This is a genomic window from Rhizobium sp. ZPR4, assembly GCF_040215725.1.
GTDB classification, from domain to species: Bacteria; Pseudomonadota; Alphaproteobacteria; order Rhizobiales; family Rhizobiaceae; genus Rhizobium; species Rhizobium rhizogenes_D.
The window spans coordinates 819,117-834,712 of the sequence record NZ_CP157969.1 but is presented as its reverse complement, the minus strand read 5'-3'; the positions used below and the strand labels follow the sequence as shown (position 1 = coordinate 834,712).

Below are 15,596 nucleotides of genomic sequence, written 5' to 3'. Positions count from 1 at the left end.
CGCCATCATCCTTGCCGTATCCGTTGATGATACGAGACGCTGACGAGAGGACATGGCAATGGCGAAGCCCTTCTACTGGAATGAACTCAACACCTATGATTTCGCCGGTCTCTCGCCCGATACCACGATTGCGATCCTGCCGATCGCCTCGACGGAACAGCACGGTCCGCACCTGCCGATCGCAACCGATGTCGCGATCGCTGAGGGCATGCTGGCGGAGCTGAAGGTCCAACGCCCGGACGATCTCGATTTCCTCGTCCTGCCATTGCAGGAGATCGGCAAGGCCAACGAGCACATCTACGGTCCCGGCACGCTGTCGCTCGGCGCAGAGCTGCTGATCCCGGTCTGGACCGCCATCGGCGCCAAGGTGGCCGAGGCCGGCATCCGCAAGATGGTCATCGTCAACTCCCATGGCGGAAACCTCGATATCATGGGCATCGTCGCGCGCGAGCTGCGCGTACGCTACCGGATGGCCGTGGTCGCCACGCAATGGACCCGCTTCGGTACGCCCGATGGTATGATCGACGAACATGAACAGCGCTTCGGCATCCATGGCGGTGATGTCGAAACCTCGCTCATGCTCCATTTCCGGCCCGAGCTCGTGCGGATGGACAAGGCTCAGAATTTCGCCTCCAAGGCCGAGTGGATGAAGGAGCATTCAAAATATCTGCAGCCTTTGCCGCCGCATTCGCTCGCCTGGATCGCGCACGACCTCAATCCGAACGGCGTCGTCGGCAATGCGGCCAACGGCACGGCGGAAAAGGGCGCGCTTATCTGCCGTCATGAGGTCGCGGGCTTCATCGAGATGCTACGCGATCTGCGCGACTATCCGCTTGCCAACCTCTATTCGAAATAGGCGTCCGCGCGGCGGCGCTCGGACGGCGGGATGATATGCCCCTTCGCCTGCAGTTCCTCGACTATCCCGGCCAACTCCGCAAGCAGGTATTCGACGAAGAGGCTGGTAGCGGCATCGAGCGGTGCTCGGGTGCGAGCGAAGAGCTTCATCGGCTGAGGCCGCGAATGCGGCTCGGCGATCGGCCGGAATACCAGCTCGCCGCGCCGGCATTCGGTAATGACATCGAGCGGATTGAGCAGCGTCAGCCCCGCCCCGCATTTGACCATCTGCTTCAGCATCTCCGACGCATTGCTCTCCAGAACCGGCTCGACCTGGACGGCAAGACGGGCGAGCGTCAGGTTGATGACATCTCTAAGGCTTGTGCCGGGCTGCGCCAATAGCAGCCGCTCCTCGACGACGTCGGCAAGGTTGATCGGCCCCGGCCCGATCAACGGGTGACCGGGCGGCAGCACGACGCCGATCGGTATGTCGAAATTGCCCAGCGAGCGGATGCCGGGTGTCGCCGGGATGTTAAGACCAAGCCCGATATCGACCTCGCCCGAGACCACCGGCGCAATCGTCGTCGAGCCGGCATCATTGCGCAGCTGGATGAAGACCCTTGGATGTTCGGAGAGAAAGCGCGCGATGATCTCAGGCAAGGGACCGCCCGTAAGGCCGACCGTCGCGACCATCCTGACCTTGCCGGCCTGCTGCATCTTGAGACTGCGAATGCGACCCTCAAGCCGCTCGTAATTCTTCAATACCTCGCGGATGTGCTCGATGCAGAGTTCCCCGGCCGCCGTCAGCCGCAGGCCGCGCGGCAGGCGCTCGAAGAGCGGGGCGCCCATTTCCTCTTCCAGTGCCAGGATCTGCCGATTGATCGCCGATGAGGCCACGTTCAGCCGCGCCGCCGCCTTGCGGATCGAGCCGCAACGGGCGATTTCGTTGATGTAGAGAAGCCGTCTTGAGTGCAGCATGCGCGTTCCCATTGCTTAATTTTTGCCCAGGCCGCACAATTTAGGCACAGACCCGGGAACAGATGCCGAAAAGGCATCAATGCGCACGAATTTTGATGCTTTTCAAAGAGCAAGGCAACCGCTCAAATGCAGGAAATGGGCGCCAACAACGACGTCCCATGGCAGATAAAGGGAACAGTCAGCCATGTATAAAGCTCTGAAAACAAAAACATTCTTCGCCGCCATGGGGCTGGCCGCCGCGATCATGGCGGCCGAGCCCGCAAATGCGCTCGACAAAGTCACCTATGGCACCAACTGGCTTGCGCAGGCCGAGCACGGCGGCTTCTACCAGGCCATCGCCGACGGCACTTACAAAAAATACGGCCTTGATGTCACCATCGTCCAGGGCGGCCCCAACGCTGCCAACCAGGCACTGCTCGTCTCCGGCAAGCTGGACTTCTACATGGGCGGACCGCAGCAGGAGATCGATGCGGTCAAGCAGGGTATTCCGATCGTCGATGTCGCGGCGATCTTCCAAAAAGATCCGCAGGTGCTGATTGCCCACCCGGATGCCGGCGTGGAAAAATTCGAGGATCTCGCTAAGCTGCCGACGCTCTTCCTCAGCAAGGATGGCTACATCACCTATTTCGAGTGGATGAAGGCAAACTTCCCGGGCTTCAAGGATGAACAGTTCAAGCCGTACAATTTCAGCCCGGCTCCCTTCCTCGCCGACAAGCAGTCCGCACAGCAGGGCTACGTAACCTCCGAGCCCTATGAGATCGAGAAGCAGGCCGGCTGGAAGCCGAAAGTCTTCCTGATCGCCGACGCCGGCTATTCGCCCTATTCGACGATGATCACCGCGCAGAAAGCACTGGTCGACAAAAACCCCGATCTCGTGCAACGCTTCGTCAGCGCCTCGATCGAGGGCTGGTACAACTACCTCTACGGCGACAACAAGGCGGCCAACGAGCTGATCAAGAAGGACAATCCCGATATGACGGATGGCCAGATCGCTTATTCCATCGCCAAGATGAAGGAATATGGCATCATCGAATCCGGCGATGCCCTCGACAAGGGTATCGGCTGCATCACCGAGGCGCACTACAAGAAGTTCTTCGACGAGATGGTGCAGATCAAGCTTTTCGATGCCGACATCGATTACAAAAAGGCCTTCGACACGCAGTTCGTCTGCAAGGGCGTCGGGATGTCGCTGAAGAAGTAAGTCCCTGCACCTCCCCCTTGAGGGGGAAGGTCGCCGCTACGCGGCGGGTGGGGGTGACACCTGAAGATTACGAGGATCACCCCACCCCGGAGCTTCGCTCCGACCCTCCCCCTCAAGGGAGGGTGGATCAACAAAGAGCCGAACGATGACACTATCGGAAACCATTGCAACGGATCGAACGGAAAAGCGCAAGCGACCGCTTGTCGTCATGGAGCAGGTCTCCAAGATCTTCTCCAACGGCACGCTGGCGCTATCGGGCATGTCGCTCAATGTGGAAAGCGGCGAGTTCATCAGCCTGCTCGGCCCTTCCGGTTGCGGCAAATCGACGGCCTTGCGCATCATCGCAGGCCTTGGCGGCGCCTCGGGTGGCCGGATCGACTGGCCGAGTTCACGCATCAACGCCAAGGGCCTGCCGGAGGGCGACATCAGCTTCGTCTTCCAGGAGCCGACATTGCTGCCCTGGAAGACCGTCTTCGGCAACGTTCATCTGCCGTTGAAACTGTTGGGCGTATCGAAGGCGGCGGCACACGAACAGATCATGGATACATTGGCCACGGTCGGTCTGCAGGACTTTGCCGTGGCCTATCCGCGCGAATTGTCCGGCGGCATGAAGATGCGGGTTTCGATCGCCCGCGCCCTGGTAACGAAGCCGAAACTGCTTTTGATGGACGAACCCTTTGCCGCACTCGACGAAATCACGCGCCAGAAGCTGAACGACGACGTTTTGCGCCTCTGGCAGACAACGGGGATCACCGTCATCTTCGTCACCCATTCCGTCTATGAATCCGCCTATCTCTCCAATCGTATCGTCGTCATGAAGGCGCGGCCAGGCCGCGTCCATACCGACTTTCCATTGGAAACCAGCGGCGAGCGTGATCCCCTTTACCGCTCATCCGAAGAATACCGGCAGGTGTGCGAAAAAGTGTCCCTCTCCCTGATCGAGGCCATCGGCTGGCCGGAGGCCCATTGATGAGCGACAGCACCAGCCTGCCCGCCACTCTGTCTATTGAACCGGTCGATGTGCCCGCTGCCGCTAGGCAGCGCAATTTCGAGCGTGTCCTCGGCATCTTCGTGCCGATCCTGACCGTTCTCGTGCTTCTCATCCTCTGGCAGCTTCTGGTCGTCGGCGCCAGCATTCCGCAATATATCCTGCCGAGCCCGATTGCCGTCGCCAAGGCACTCGTTTCCGACTGGAGCATCCTGTGGCCTGCTCTGTGGGTGACGACGGAAATCACATTCATATCGCTGATCCTGGCGCTGATCGGCGGCGTCGGCTTTGCGATCTTCCTCGTGCAGTCCCGCTGGATCGAGCTTGCCTTCTATCCGCTGGCCGTCATCCTTCAGGTAACGCCAATCGTCGCGATCGCGCCGCTGATCCTGATATACGCGCCGACGCGCGAAGCGGCGCTCTTAATCTGCGGCTTCCTCGTCGCCTTCTTTCCGATCCTGTCCAACATGGTGCAGGGCCTGAAAAGCGTCGATCACAATCTCCTTAATCTCTTCGATCTCTATGGCGCCTCGCGCTGGCAGGCCTTGCTGCATCTGAAGCTGCCGGCCGCCCAGCCTTATTTCATGACAGGGCTTCGGATCGGCGGTGGCCTGTCGCTGATCGCCTCGGTCGTCGCCGAATTCGCGGCCGGCTCCGGCGGTCCGAATTCAGGTCTGGCGTTCCGCCTTTTGGAAGCACAATACCGCCAGAACATGCCGCGGCTCTTCGCAGCCCTGCTTCTGCTCTCGGCGCTCGGCGTCGCCATCTTCGCCTTCACCTCCTTCATCTCATGGCTGAGCCTGCATCGCTGGCATGAGAGCAGCCTCAAGCGGGAAAATTGATGTCCCACGCCTTCATGTCGCCGCCGAATGCCGCCCGCTTCGTGCTGAGCAATGCCACCATCCCGGCCGTGACCCTCGCCGGATTTCAGGCGCCCGCCAGCGAGGGGCTCGTCAAGGCCGACATCGTCGTCGCCGATGGCCTCGTCAGCGACATTCTCGCGCCTGGCGCAGCACCGGTCGAATATGCCAAGGTCGATATGCGGGACGGCATGGTCTGGCCGACGTTTGCCGACATGCACACCCATCTCGACAAGGGGCACATTTGGGAGCGGCGACCCAACCCGGATGGCAGCTTCATGGGCGCACTCGATGCAGTGCGCGCCGATCGCGAGGCCAACTGGTCAGCCGAGGATGTGCGCAAGCGCATGGAATTCTCGCTGCGCTCGGCTTACGCCCATGGCACCGGCTTGATCCGCACCCATCTGGATTCGCTGGCGCCGCAGCATCGCATTTCCTTCGAGGTTTTCACTTCTGTTCGCGAGGCCTGGAAGGACAAGATCGCACTGCAGGCCGTCGCGCTTTTCCCGCTCGACAGCATGGTCGACGATGCCTTTTTCGCCGACCTGCTCGGCGTCGTGCGCGATGCCGGCGGCTTGATGGGCGGTGTCACGCAGATGAACCCGGATATCGACGCTCAGCTCGACAAGTTGTTGCGCGCTGCCGCCGACAATGGCCTCGACGTCGATCTCCATGTCGACGAAACCGAAGACAAGCAGGTGCTGACGCTGAAAGCACTCGCCGAAGCCGTGCTTCGCAACGGCTTCACCGGCAAGGTGACCGCCGGCCATTGCTGCTCGCTTGCCCGGCAGGACGAGGATGTCGCCCGCGCGACCATCGATCTCGTCGCAAGGGCCGGGATTTCCATCGTCTCGCTGCCGATGTGCAACATGTATCTGCAGGACCGCCACGCGGGCCGCACGCCACGCTGGCGAGGTGTCACGCTTTTGCACGAGCTTGCCAAGGCCGGCGTGCCAACCGCGGTTGCCTCCGACAATACCCGTGACCCCTTCTATGCCTATGGCGATCTCGATCCGGTCGAAGTCTTCCGGGAAAGCGTGCGCATCCTGCATCTCGACCATCCGCTGGATACGGCCGCAAGGGTCATTACCACCTCGCCCGCAGAGATAGTTGGCCGCCCGGATATCGGGCATATCGCCGTCGGCAGCCCGGCCGATCTCGTGCTTTTCAGCGCCCGGCGCTGGAGCGAATTCCTTTCCCGTCCACAGTCTGACCGCGTCGTCCTTCGCAAGGGCAAGGTGATCGACCGCAGCCTGCCGGATTATCGTGAACTCGACAGCGTCATGGGAGCCTGACATGCCGGATTATCAGCACATCAAGAAAGAACTCGAAGGTATCGCCGTCGAAGACAATCCGGCGCTCGTGCGCCAGAAGAGCCGCGACTTCTATTGGTATTCGCCGATCCTGAAAGCCCAGCTCGACAATGTCACCGCCGATCTCGTGGTCACCCCGAAGACCGAAGAGGAGGTGATCCGCACGCTGAAGGTCGCCTACGCGCATGACGTGCCCGTCACCCCGCGCGGCGCCGGCACCGGCAATTACGGCCAGGCGATGCCGCTTTCCGGCGGCATCGTGCTTAACCTCGCCGCGATGAACAAGATCAAGGAGATCCATCCCGGCCGCGTCATCTGCGAGCCCGGCATCGTCATTGCCGAACTCGACCGCCAGACCAAGGCCCATTCCGGCCAGGAACTGCGCTTTCATCCCTCGACGGCGCAGACGGCAACGATCGGCGGCTTCATTGCCGGCGGTTCGGGTGGTGTCGGCTCGATTACCTGGGGCGGCCTGCGCGATCTCGGCAATATATTGCGGCTACGCGTCGTGACGATGGAAGCCGAACCGCGCGTTCTCGATCTCACCGGCTGGGATCTGACCAAGGTCAGCCACGCCTACGGCACCAACGGCATCATCACCGAGATCGAAATGCCGCTGGCGCCGGCCTATGACTGGGTCGACGTGCTGGTCGGATACGACGATTTCATGGATGCCGTGCGCTTTTCCGATGCGCTCGCCAAATGCAACGGCATTCTGGTCAAGGAGATCGCCCCGATCGCCGCCCCCATTCCGCAAGACTATTTTGCCCGCCACAAGCCCTATATCCGCCAGGGGCAATCGATCGTCGCGCTGATGATCGCACCGCATGCGATGGACCCCTTCATCGCCTTCACCCGGCAGCAGAAAGGCGAGATCACCTTCCGCTCCGACAAGGTGGAAAGCATGAAGGGCATCCCTCATGCGTACGAACTCGCCTGGAACCACACGACGCTGCGCGCCCTCAAGGTCGATCCGTCGATCACCTATCTGCAGGTGCAGTATCCAGGACCGGATCATGTCGCCAAGGTCCAGAAGATGGTAGAAATCTTCGGCGACGAGGTACCCGGCCATCTCGAATTCATCAAGTTCGACGGGCAGATCCAATGCGCCGGCCTGCCGCTGGTGCGCTATACATCGGAGGCGCGGCTCGAGGAGATCATCAAGATTCACCAGGACCACGGCTGCCCGATTTTCAACCCGCACCGCTATACGCTGGAGGAAGGTGGCATGAAGCAGACGGATGCCGTCCAGCTCGCCTTCAAGAAGGAGACAGATCCGAAGGGGCTGCTCAATCCCGGCAAGATGATTGCGTGGGACGATCCGAATTTCGACTTCAAATCGGGTAAAAATTATCTCTTCCCCGGCCTTGCTGATCTGATGGAGGCTTCATGAAGGTTCTCGTCCTTCATTCCCATCCAGTCGAGGAAAGCTATGGCGGCGCGCTGCATCGGCAAACAATCGAAAGTCTGAAGCAAGCCGGCCACAATGTCGATGACTGCAACCTCTATGCCGAAGGCTTTGACCCCGTCCTGTCACGCCATGATCGGCTCATCTACCATGACTATCCCGAAAACACCGATGCGCTGAAATCCTACGTCGAACGGCTGGAGCGTACCGAAGCCCTCGTGATCGTCACTCCGGTCTGGAACTTCGGCTTCCCAGCGATCCTCAAGGGCTATTTCGATCGGGTCTGGCTTCCAGGCGTTTCCTTCGAACTCGTAAATGGCAAGGTACGCTCCAAGCTGCAACATATCCGCAAGCTTGGTGCGGTCCTGACCTATGGCGCCGATCCATTTCGCGCCTTCGTCGCCGGCAATCCGCCGAAGAAGATCGTCAAGCGCGTGCTCCGCGCCCAGATCAAGCCTTTCGCGCCGGTCGTCTTCCTCGCCCATTACGACATGAACCGCTCAACTGACGTGTCCCGTAAGGAATTTCTGGCAAAGGTCGGCCGCGAGATGGAGCGGTTTTAAAAGCGGCCTTTTCTAGAGCGGTTCAGCTCTTCACGGAATCTCTGAACCGCTCTATCTCTTTGTTTTCACGCAATTCTTAGAAAAGCGGAAGAACTCTAGTTGTTCAAAGCGCCGCCGATAATGGCACCGAGTGCGAAGGCTGCGGCAGGATACCAAAGACCATCGCTGTGACGGCGATAGCCCGGGCGGCGATCGTGGTAACCTCTGTAGCCGTGATAGTAACCCGAACGGTCCTTACCCCGATATGGTCCCCATCCAGGACGTCCCGGTCCCCGCGGCGGCATCTTGCGATGAACTTCGTCGGGACGATCGCGATGATGACGGGGCCATTCCTGCGCGTTGGCAAGGGGCGCTGCCAGCGTTACCGCAGCCATGGCGAGAACAAAGATCTTTTTCATTGGGCTTCCTTCCTTTTCATCAGGAAACCTTAGTAATCTTAAGGTGAACAGAGCGTTAATCTGCTGCTACTTTAAATAGCCGACTGCGCGGAATATCTCTCGGATCAATCCGGCCCGTCAGCCCTGAGGGCATCGTCAAAAACGGGCCGGATATGCGCATACTTCAACCGAATCGGTGATATGGCAAAGCCTAGACGCCGGCCGACTGGCGCAACGGTGTGGCCAGTTCCGCATCCCGACGCTTAACTACCTCGATATCGCGATAGGCATTGGCCGGATGGGTCGTCGGCAGATAAGGTCCCTCGCCGAAGAGCTTTTCGCGCAGGGTACCCGGACGATAGGCGGTCGGATACACTCCACGCTTCTGCAGTTCCGGAACGAGCAGATCGACCGCCGCCTCAAAACTGTCGGGCGTCACGGCATAAGCGAGGTTGAAACCATCGACATCGGTCTCTTCTACCCATTCCTGCAGGATATCAGCGACAGTCGAGGGTGAGCCGACGAAGACCGGCCCGGTTCCGCCGATCCCACCCCATTTGGCGAGTTCCTCGACCGTCCAGGTCCGGTCCTTGCCGCCGAAATGCTCGATCATCGAGACGATGGCATTGGTTTCGACCTTCTTCAACTCGTCGGTCGGCGCATATTGGCCGAAATCGATGCCGCTCCAGCCGGACATGAATACGAGCGAGCCGTCATAGGACGCGTAGCTCTGATACTCCTCGAAGAGTTGCTGCGCCTTCGTGTCGGTCTCCGCGATGATCAGCGTCGAGAGATTATAGATCAGCACCTTCCGCGGATCGCGGCCAGCCGCCGCAGCCCTCTGCCTGATATCGGCGACGTAGGCGCGTAGCAGGTTTTTCGTCGGCGCAGCGACGAATACGCATTCAGCATGGCCGGCAGCAAAGGCCTTGCCAGGGCCGGATGCACCTGCCTGATAAAGCACCGGCGTCCGTTGCGGCGACGGCTCACAGAGATGGTAGCCCGGAACGTCGAAATACTTGCCCTTATGACCGATCTCGTGGACCTTGGTGGGATCGGTGAAGATGCCGCGCTCGGCATCGCGCAGCACGGCGCCCTCTTCCCAGCTTCCTTCTAAAAGCTTGTAGAGAACCTCCACATATTCGGCGGCGATCTCATAACGGTTGTCATGGGTCTTCAAGCCGCCTTGACTGATGTTCTTGGCACCACTCTCGAGATAGGAGGTTACGATATTCCAGCCGATACGGCCCTTGGTGTGGTGATCGGCGGTGGCGAGCCGGCGAGCAAACGTATAGGGATGCTCGAAGGAGGTGGAGGCGGTTATTCCTATACCGAGATGTTCGGTCGCAAGCGCGATCGGCGCCGCGAGCTGGATCGGATCATTGACCGGTATCTGCGCGGCCTGCTCGATCGCATGGTAGTTCGAACCCTTGTAGACATCGTAGTAGCCGATGACGTCGGCGATGAATATGCCGTCGAAAATGCCGCGTTCCAGCGTCCGCGCCAGATCCTGCCAATAGTCCAGATCCTTGTATTTCCACGACTTATCGCGCGGATGTCTCCACAGTCCGGGGGACTGATGCGCGACGCAATTCATGTCGAACGCGTTGAATCGAATATGCCTTGTCATGCCAGCTCCGGACGAATTAGACCGGCGATCAAGCTACGGGCAGCAATGCTACTCGAAAAGTAATTGCATAATGTCTATATACTCTATGGAGAAATATTTTTCCCATCGCTTGCCGACAATTCGCTATTCGATGCTTGTGAATGGTGAGCGATTGGCGGGCTCGATCTAAAGAGCAGCTTTGTATGCGGGCCATGTCGGCGGCGCGATCCGGAAGCCATTCTTCCCCGACGACTTCGCTTCGTACAAACCACGATCCGCTTTCGCGAATATGTCCTTGGACGAATGGCCGGGCACGATTATCGCCGCGCCAACGGAGGTTGCGATGCGAATGGTCTTCGCCGGCGTGGAGACGGTCCAGTTCAATCCCCTGACAACGCGATCGGCAATTTTTGCAAGATGCTCGATCGAGAGGCATTCGTGGATAACGGCAAACTCGTCGCCGCCAATTCGCGCCACCATATTGGCCTTGGGCACCGCGCGCGAAAGCCTGCGCCCTGCCGCTTTGAGGCAATCATCCCCCGCCTGATGCCCGAGAGTATCGTTCACGGACTTGAAGCCGTCGAGATCCACCAGCAGGAGTGCCCTGCCGGTTCGGCCCTCGGCTGCACATATTTCGTTGAAGAACGTTTCAAATCTGGTACGGGATGTCAGCCCGGTGAGCATATCATACTCGGCCAATTGACGAAGCTGCTCGACCATCGTCTTCTCGGCGGTGACATCCTGTTTCATCCCGAAAATTCTAGTCGCAGCTCCGTTCGCGAACTCGACACAGGCGGTTATTCTGATCCATCGACGATTACCCCTTGCGGTAATGATCTGTGCATCCAGGCTGAAGCCCTCGCCGGTGCGAATTGCTTTCTCGCGCACCTCATCGAGGCGTTTTCGGGTCTCCGGGGTATAAAGTTTAAGGATCTCGTCCCTTGTCAGCGGCGTTTGCGGCGCGAGATCAAAGAGCTCGTAGACCATATCCGTCCAGCTGAGCGTCTGGTCGGGAAGGCTGCATTCCCATACCCCGATGCGCGCGGCCTTGAACGATCGATCAAACAATTCACGCAAATGCATGAACTCGCGGGAGCCGATTGCCTGTGGATCGAGTATTGCATTTCCATCGCAAGACACTGGAGGCCCTCACCAGCTGATCAAAAGATTATCGCGGCTTTATTGCCGGCAATCTTTCCCGCTGGAATATTGCATGGATTGTTTGCATTTTGGTTTCTAAAAGCACGAGCACTGCGATTATCGCCGATATCAACAGCTCTAATTTGCGACTGAGCCTCCAAAGAAGGGGTTATTTCAAGCAAAAGACGTATTTGCGAATACATGGAGCAACCGACGGGCGCAACGCACCCTTCGCTAAAATGAATCTCGGCAATCAGAACAGGTGTTTGCCTCAATTCTGACACCGGCATCTACCTGCTCATACCTGGCCGACGCCACTCAGCCCGATCAATGCGCCAATGCCCAGAACCACGAGCGGATGGACGCGCGTCGTTGTGAGAACAAGCGCGCCAGCGGCCGCAATCACCGCCAGAATCCAGCCCTGAGTTGATGCCTCGGTAATGACCGCCGCGCTGGCGGTGACGAGCCCCGCGGTCATCGGCACCAGCCCGGCCTGGACGATCCTTCGCCACGGCCTGTCCTTGAAGCGGTTCCAGAGATGGAGCACCAGATAGGTCAGAACCGAAGAAGGACCGAACTTTGCCACCGAAGTCACGAGCACACCCGCCCATCCGGCAACATGCCAGCCGACCAGAGGCACAACCATCAGGTTCGGGCCTGGAGCTGCCTGCGCCAATGCGAACAGCGCACCAAATTGTTGCGCCGTCATCCAATGCTGCACGTCGACGACCTGTCGGTGCATTTCCGGGAGGATGGAATTACCGCCGCCGAAGGCCAGCAGCGAAAGCTGCGTGAAAATGATTGCGAGAGCGAGCAGGGTCGTGGTCATGATTCAAGCTTCCAAGTGGCGATGATGCTGAGAGGTGCCAGAACCAGCATGGTCGGCAGCAAGGGCAATCCGACGATGGCGATGGCAGCAAAGCAAATCGCAGCAATGACCAGGGCAACGGGCCTGCGACGCAACGGCAGGACGATCTTGACGGCCATCGAGATCAGCAGGCCGGCTGCGGCTGCGGCAAGGCCGGCAAACATGTGCTGGATGCGCGGATCGCTGTTGAACTGATCGTAAATGACGCCGAGACCGATCACGATCGCCGTCGGCGCGACAATCAGGCCGAGAAGAGCTGAAAAAGCGCCCGCCACACCTTGAAATTTCGAGCCGATCGCAACCGACATATTGATGATATTTCCGCCGGGCAGGAACTGACAGAGCCCAAGCAGCTCGGTAAACTCCTCTCCGGTCAGCCAATTGCGATCCTCGACCACCATGCGGCGCGCGAGCGGCAAGACCCCACCAAAGCCGATGAGGCCGAGTTTGAAAAAACCGAAGAAGAGTTCGGCGACTGTTGGCTTTTCGCGTTGAACGGTGCTGTGAGGGGAAATGGCGTCCATATCTTGGCCTATGTGCTTCATGTCGAACAAGGCGGCAAAATAGGCTTTCATCGACCATGCGTCCAATATATGGATTAACTGGTATTCATATATTTGAGATATGCCATGATCGAGCTTCGACATCTTCGCTATGCTGTAACCGTCGCCGACGAGGGCCATATGACCCGAGCTGCGGAAAGGCTCGGCATCCAGCAGCCGCCGCTCAGCCAGCAGATAGCCAAGCTGGAAGCGATCGTCGGTGCATCGCTTTTCAGACGTCTGCCGAGAGGCGTCGAGCTGACGGATGCGGGCCGAACCTTCGTGGAGAGGGCAAGGGCCATCCTGCATGACGTCGACCTTGCGATGGAAGCGACGAGACGCAATGCCCGCGGAGAGGAGGGAAGCCTCGCCATCGGCTTTACCAGTTCGGCTGCATTTCATCCGCTGGTCACCTCGGCTGTCCGGTCACTCGGCGAGACGTCACCCGATGTTACGCTAAAGCTTGAGGAAGCCAGTACGCCCGATCTGATCGCCATGCTGCATTCCGGCCTTCTCGATGTCGCATTCGTGCGCTCTCCCGTTGCACAGTCGAGCGGGCTGATAATTTCAAGAATTCTCGATGAAGAGATGCTGGTCGCTCTTCCCGATCGTCATCCGATCGCGATGGCGAAAAGCGAAAAGCCACGACCTATTCGATTGTCAGAACTCGCGAACGAAGCCTTCATCCTCTACCGGCGCCCATCAGGCCCCGGACTATATGACGGCATCATAGCTGCCTGCCTTGCCGCCGGCTTCAGCCCGAAAATACGGCATGAAGCTCCCCGGTTGCTGTCAACGCTCAGCCTGGTTGCCGCCGGGCTCGGAATTTCGATCATTCCAGGATCGATCGCCCGACTGGAAACGAACGGCATCGCCTATCTAAGGCTTGACCCTCACACCAATCTCATAGCGCCACTTTATCTTGCGCAGCGCGATGAACAACCAAGTGGCGCGCTGCGGCTGTTTGCCGACATCGTCCATCGGGAGAAAGTGTCGTTGAAATACAGCCCATGAGCCGGCTATCCCATTTACGAGCAAAGATCGGGCAGCCTGTCCCACAATGCGCGAACTTCACGCCATGCTCCTGAGCTGGAAGAATCGCTGATGCTGAAATGGCAGTAAAATCGGGTTGCAACGAAAACAAAACGAATGCGATATGGCGCGCGTAGCCCTGTCGTTGTGAATGCCTTCAACTCTGCCGATTTGAACCATGAGGACACCGGAATGAATTCGATGCGGCGCGGCATTCTTGCATTCTTCGGCAGTCTCATTCTGGGTAGACCGTCTCCCAGCCAAGCTTCGAGCCAGCCGTCGGCGTTTGCAGCCTCCCGTTCCAGCTATAAACCGCGTCATGTGCTCTGCTTTCTCGGCGAAGAAAATGGTCTTGCGGCGCTCCTGCAGAATGCCCGTGCCGCCATCGCCCAATTAGGCGATGGTTTCACCGCCGATGAAGACGGTTCGCAGAATGAGCCGGACGACCGCATGGTCCGTTCGTTCAATATCTGCTGGGACCGCGTGGACCCCAATGCCTATCAGGAGGCCGACGAGGATGCCGTCGCCACGCACGGATCCGTCCTTTATGTGCTCGGCCCGCCCATGGCGGCCGAAACGGCCGTTGCGACATCTGCAAAAGCCCTGATGTTCGTGCAATACATGCTCGATCACGGTGCGATTGCCGTAAAGGGCGAGACCGCAGGCGTGGCCCACGGCGTACGGCGATGGAAAGAGCTCTCCGAGCAGGGGCGCAGTGCAGCCGATTCCCATGATCTGCTGACACTTGCCAAGACCTGCCGTCTGGCCTTTGCACGCCGGCCCATCGGCGACGATGCCGAGGGCATGGCAAGCGTCGGGAACCATCTGGTCGGATTGCCCGATGTACTCGTTACCTTTATCCGGAAAGACGATCGGCAACCGTCGACCAATGAGGAGCAACTTGAAATCGCCGCTCTGATTGACGAGATCGGCGATCAAATGATGCGGGAAGGCGTTGATGCGTCTTTGTCGGATCGTCGGGCCACTCTATCCGACGACACCCGCTATGACGAAGATGAATATAAATTCAATCCGTTCGGGGTCGTGACCATTCGCGACAAGAAGCTTTGATGGCAGCCGCTCCGTCAATGTCACAGTGGCGGCGCCTCATTCAAGACAAAAGGATACAAGCAGGCTTAGAAGCTCAGTGTTGCATCCTGCCAGAGACGGAACCCCCCAAAGAAGGCATTTTCGTTCTCGCCGACACGGCAACCTGGGGGCAACTCCTTGAGCTTTTCGGCATTGCCGCCGCCAATGACGATTTCATGCGGCAACAACGCGGCCCGCAACCTTTCCACGATCTCCTCGACCGACTGGCGCCATTTTTTCTTGCCGTATTTTTCAAGCCCGCGTTCGCCGATAAAATCTTCGAAAGTGTCGCGCTTCTTGTAGGGCAGGTGTGCGAGTTCCATGGGCAGGCAGACATGATTGGCGATCATAGCCGAACCCAACCCGGTACCGAGGCCGAGAAATAGCATGTTGCCGTCCTTATAGTTGCCGATTGCCTGCATCACGGCATCATTGACGAGCTTGACCGGCTTTCCGAAGGCGGAAGAAAAATCGAAATCCTGCCAGCCAGGTCCGAGATTGTGCGGCTCCGCCGCCGGTCTGTTGTTCGAAACCGGACCTGGATATCCCATGCCGATAACATCGTATTGCCAATCGCCCGTCAGCTTCTTGACGGCCTGAACCATCTCCTTTGCCGACATGGTTGGGCCCGAAACCGCCGCGCGGCGCTCACCGCCGGAGCTAAGACGCATCTTTACATGCGAACCGCCGAGATCGATTGCCAAGACGACGAGATCTTCCGTCGCAGCCGGAGCCACGGTTTTCTTCGATTTTGCGTTTGCTTTGCGGCTCTCTGTTACCTGGCTCATCTTCGT

Annotated in this window: 16 protein-coding genes and 1 pseudogene; 9 read left to right on the top strand and 8 right to left on the bottom strand. The window is 58.9% G+C overall.

Annotated features, from left to right (window positions below):
• Window positions 1–58 precede the first annotated feature (58 nt).
• Window positions 59–856: a creatininase family protein gene (locus ABOK31_RS31565; protein ID WP_349962839.1), complete on the top strand. Its 798-nt coding sequence runs from the start codon at window positions 59–61 to the stop codon at window positions 854–856.
• Here ABOK31_RS31565 and ABOK31_RS31560 read toward each other — a convergent pair.
• Window positions 844–1,812, bottom strand: a complete 969-nt coding sequence (locus tag ABOK31_RS31560; RefSeq protein ID WP_349961575.1) for a LysR substrate-binding domain-containing protein — start codon at window positions 1,810–1,812, stop codon at window positions 844–846. The two genes, ABOK31_RS31565 and ABOK31_RS31560, sit on opposite strands and share 13 nt — an antisense overlap.
• A 184-nt stretch (window positions 1,813–1,996) precedes the next feature.
• Between ABOK31_RS31560 and ABOK31_RS31555 the strand changes: the two genes are divergently transcribed.
• From ABOK31_RS31555 to ABOK31_RS31530, 6 genes are all read left to right on the top strand, one after another.
• A complete protein-coding gene (locus ABOK31_RS31555) occupies window positions 1,997–3,013 on the top strand; it encodes an ABC transporter substrate-binding protein (RefSeq protein WP_174177343.1) in 1,017 nt (338 codons plus the stop codon).
• A gap of 145 nt (window positions 3,014–3,158) precedes the next feature.
• Window positions 3,159–3,983: an ABC transporter ATP-binding protein gene (locus tag ABOK31_RS31550; RefSeq protein WP_349961574.1), complete on the top strand. Its 825-nt coding sequence runs from the start codon at window positions 3,159–3,161 to the stop codon at window positions 3,981–3,983.
• Entirely contained in the window at window positions 3,983–4,843 is an 861-nt protein-coding gene (locus ABOK31_RS31545) for an ABC transporter permease (RefSeq protein ID WP_349961572.1), read from the top strand. Before ABOK31_RS31550 ends, ABOK31_RS31545 begins: the two co-directional genes overlap by 1 nt.
• The gene (locus ABOK31_RS31540) at window positions 4,843–6,156 is read left to right on the top strand and encodes a cytosine deaminase (RefSeq protein WP_349961571.1); all 1,314 of its coding nucleotides are present in this window, start codon (window positions 4,843–4,845) and stop codon (window positions 6,154–6,156) included. The genes ABOK31_RS31545 and ABOK31_RS31540 overlap by 1 nt, the downstream gene beginning before the upstream one ends.
• A 1-nt stretch (window position 6,157) precedes the next feature.
• Window positions 6,158–7,567, top strand: a complete 1,410-nt coding sequence (locus tag ABOK31_RS31535) for an FAD-binding oxidoreductase (RefSeq protein WP_349961569.1) — start codon at window positions 6,158–6,160, stop codon at window positions 7,565–7,567.
• Window positions 7,564–8,145: an NAD(P)H-dependent oxidoreductase gene (locus ABOK31_RS31530; RefSeq protein WP_174177333.1), complete on the top strand. Its 582-nt coding sequence runs from the start codon at window positions 7,564–7,566 to the stop codon at window positions 8,143–8,145. The genes ABOK31_RS31535 and ABOK31_RS31530 overlap by 4 nt, the downstream gene beginning before the upstream one ends.
• A gap of 104 nt (window positions 8,146–8,249) precedes the next feature.
• On the opposite strand, the pseudogene ABOK31_RS31525 reads toward ABOK31_RS31530, so the two are convergent.
• The 6 genes and pseudogenes from ABOK31_RS31525 to ABOK31_RS31500 form a co-directional block, all read right to left on the bottom strand.
• Window positions 8,250–8,519, bottom strand: a pseudogene (locus ABOK31_RS31525) (BA14K family protein); the annotation flags it as partial.
• 214 nt (window positions 8,520–8,733) lie between these two features.
• Complete coding sequence (locus tag ABOK31_RS31520; protein WP_349961566.1) at window positions 8,734–10,152, bottom strand: LLM class flavin-dependent oxidoreductase; 1,419 nt, start codon at window positions 10,150–10,152, stop codon at window positions 8,734–8,736.
• A 165-nt stretch (window positions 10,153–10,317) separates the two neighbouring features.
• On the bottom strand, window positions 10,318–11,214 hold the full coding sequence (locus ABOK31_RS31515) for a sensor domain-containing diguanylate cyclase (RefSeq protein WP_174177330.1): 897 nt from the start codon (window positions 11,212–11,214) through the stop codon (window positions 10,318–10,320).
• 77 nt (window positions 11,215–11,291) lie between these two features.
• Complete coding sequence (locus ABOK31_RS31510; protein WP_174177328.1) at window positions 11,292–11,561, bottom strand: hypothetical protein; 270 nt, start codon at window positions 11,559–11,561, stop codon at window positions 11,292–11,294.
• Window positions 11,562–11,569: 8 nt separating this feature from the next.
• Window positions 11,570–12,100 (bottom strand): chromate transporter, encoded by a 531-nt coding sequence (locus ABOK31_RS31505; protein ID WP_174177326.1) that lies wholly within the window; start codon window positions 12,098–12,100, stop codon window positions 11,570–11,572.
• Complete coding sequence (locus ABOK31_RS31500; protein WP_234910293.1) at window positions 12,097–12,714, bottom strand: chromate transporter; 618 nt, start codon at window positions 12,712–12,714, stop codon at window positions 12,097–12,099. Before ABOK31_RS31500 ends, ABOK31_RS31505 begins: the two co-directional genes overlap by 4 nt.
• 54 nt (window positions 12,715–12,768) lie before the next feature.
• Between ABOK31_RS31500 and ABOK31_RS31495 the strand changes: the two genes are divergently transcribed.
• Window positions 12,769–13,695, top strand: a complete 927-nt coding sequence (locus ABOK31_RS31495) for a LysR family transcriptional regulator (RefSeq protein WP_174177324.1) — start codon at window positions 12,769–12,771, stop codon at window positions 13,693–13,695.
• Window positions 13,696–13,905: 210 nt separating this feature from the next.
• A complete protein-coding gene (locus ABOK31_RS31490; protein ID WP_349961564.1) occupies window positions 13,906–14,784 on the top strand; it encodes a hypothetical protein in 879 nt (292 codons plus the stop codon).
• 65 nt (window positions 14,785–14,849) lie between these two features.
• On the opposite strand, the gene ABOK31_RS31485 is transcribed toward ABOK31_RS31490, so the two are convergent.
• Window positions 14,850–15,590: an ROK family protein gene (locus ABOK31_RS31485; RefSeq protein WP_349961562.1), complete on the bottom strand. Its 741-nt coding sequence runs from the start codon at window positions 15,588–15,590 to the stop codon at window positions 14,850–14,852.
• Window positions 15,591–15,596: the final 6 nt, after the last annotated feature.

Excerpts from the sequence above, each read along its gene's own strand:
- ABOK31_RS31565 (WP_349962839.1), top strand. The coding sequence starts at position 59 with ATGGCGAAGCCCTTCTACTGGAATGAACTCAACACCTATGATTTCGCC.
- ABOK31_RS31560 (WP_349961575.1), bottom strand. The coding sequence starts at position 1,812 with ATGCTGCACTCAAGACGGCTTCTCTACATCAACGAAATCGCCCGTTGC.
- ABOK31_RS31555 (WP_174177343.1), top strand. The coding sequence starts at position 1,997 with ATGTATAAAGCTCTGAAAACAAAAACATTCTTCGCCGCCATGGGGCTG.
- ABOK31_RS31550 (WP_349961574.1), top strand. The coding sequence starts at position 3,159 with ATGACACTATCGGAAACCATTGCAACGGATCGAACGGAAAAGCGCAAG.
- ABOK31_RS31545 (WP_349961572.1), top strand. The coding sequence starts at position 3,983 with ATGAGCGACAGCACCAGCCTGCCCGCCACTCTGTCTATTGAACCGGTC.
- ABOK31_RS31540 (WP_349961571.1), top strand. The coding sequence starts at position 4,843 with ATGTCCCACGCCTTCATGTCGCCGCCGAATGCCGCCCGCTTCGTGCTG.
- ABOK31_RS31535 (WP_349961569.1), top strand. The coding sequence starts at position 6,158 with ATGCCGGATTATCAGCACATCAAGAAAGAACTCGAAGGTATCGCCGTC.
- ABOK31_RS31530 (WP_174177333.1), top strand. The coding sequence starts at position 7,564 with ATGAAGGTTCTCGTCCTTCATTCCCATCCAGTCGAGGAAAGCTATGGC.
- ABOK31_RS31520 (WP_349961566.1), bottom strand. The coding sequence starts at position 10,152 with ATGACAAGGCATATTCGATTCAACGCGTTCGACATGAATTGCGTCGCG.
- ABOK31_RS31515 (WP_174177330.1), bottom strand. The coding sequence starts at position 11,214 with ATGCATTTGCGTGAATTGTTTGATCGATCGTTCAAGGCCGCGCGCATC.
- ABOK31_RS31510 (WP_174177328.1), bottom strand. The coding sequence starts at position 11,561 with ATGCCGGTGTCAGAATTGAGGCAAACACCTGTTCTGATTGCCGAGATT.
- ABOK31_RS31505 (WP_174177326.1), bottom strand. The coding sequence starts at position 12,100 with ATGACCACGACCCTGCTCGCTCTCGCAATCATTTTCACGCAGCTTTCG.
- ABOK31_RS31500 (WP_234910293.1), bottom strand. The coding sequence starts at position 12,714 with ATGAAAGCCTATTTTGCCGCCTTGTTCGACATGAAGCACATAGGCCAA.
- ABOK31_RS31495 (WP_174177324.1), top strand. The coding sequence starts at position 12,769 with ATGATCGAGCTTCGACATCTTCGCTATGCTGTAACCGTCGCCGACGAG.
- ABOK31_RS31490 (WP_349961564.1), top strand. The coding sequence starts at position 13,906 with ATGAATTCGATGCGGCGCGGCATTCTTGCATTCTTCGGCAGTCTCATT.
- ABOK31_RS31485 (WP_349961562.1), bottom strand. The coding sequence starts at position 15,590 with ATGAGCCAGGTAACAGAGAGCCGCAAAGCAAACGCAAAATCGAAGAAA.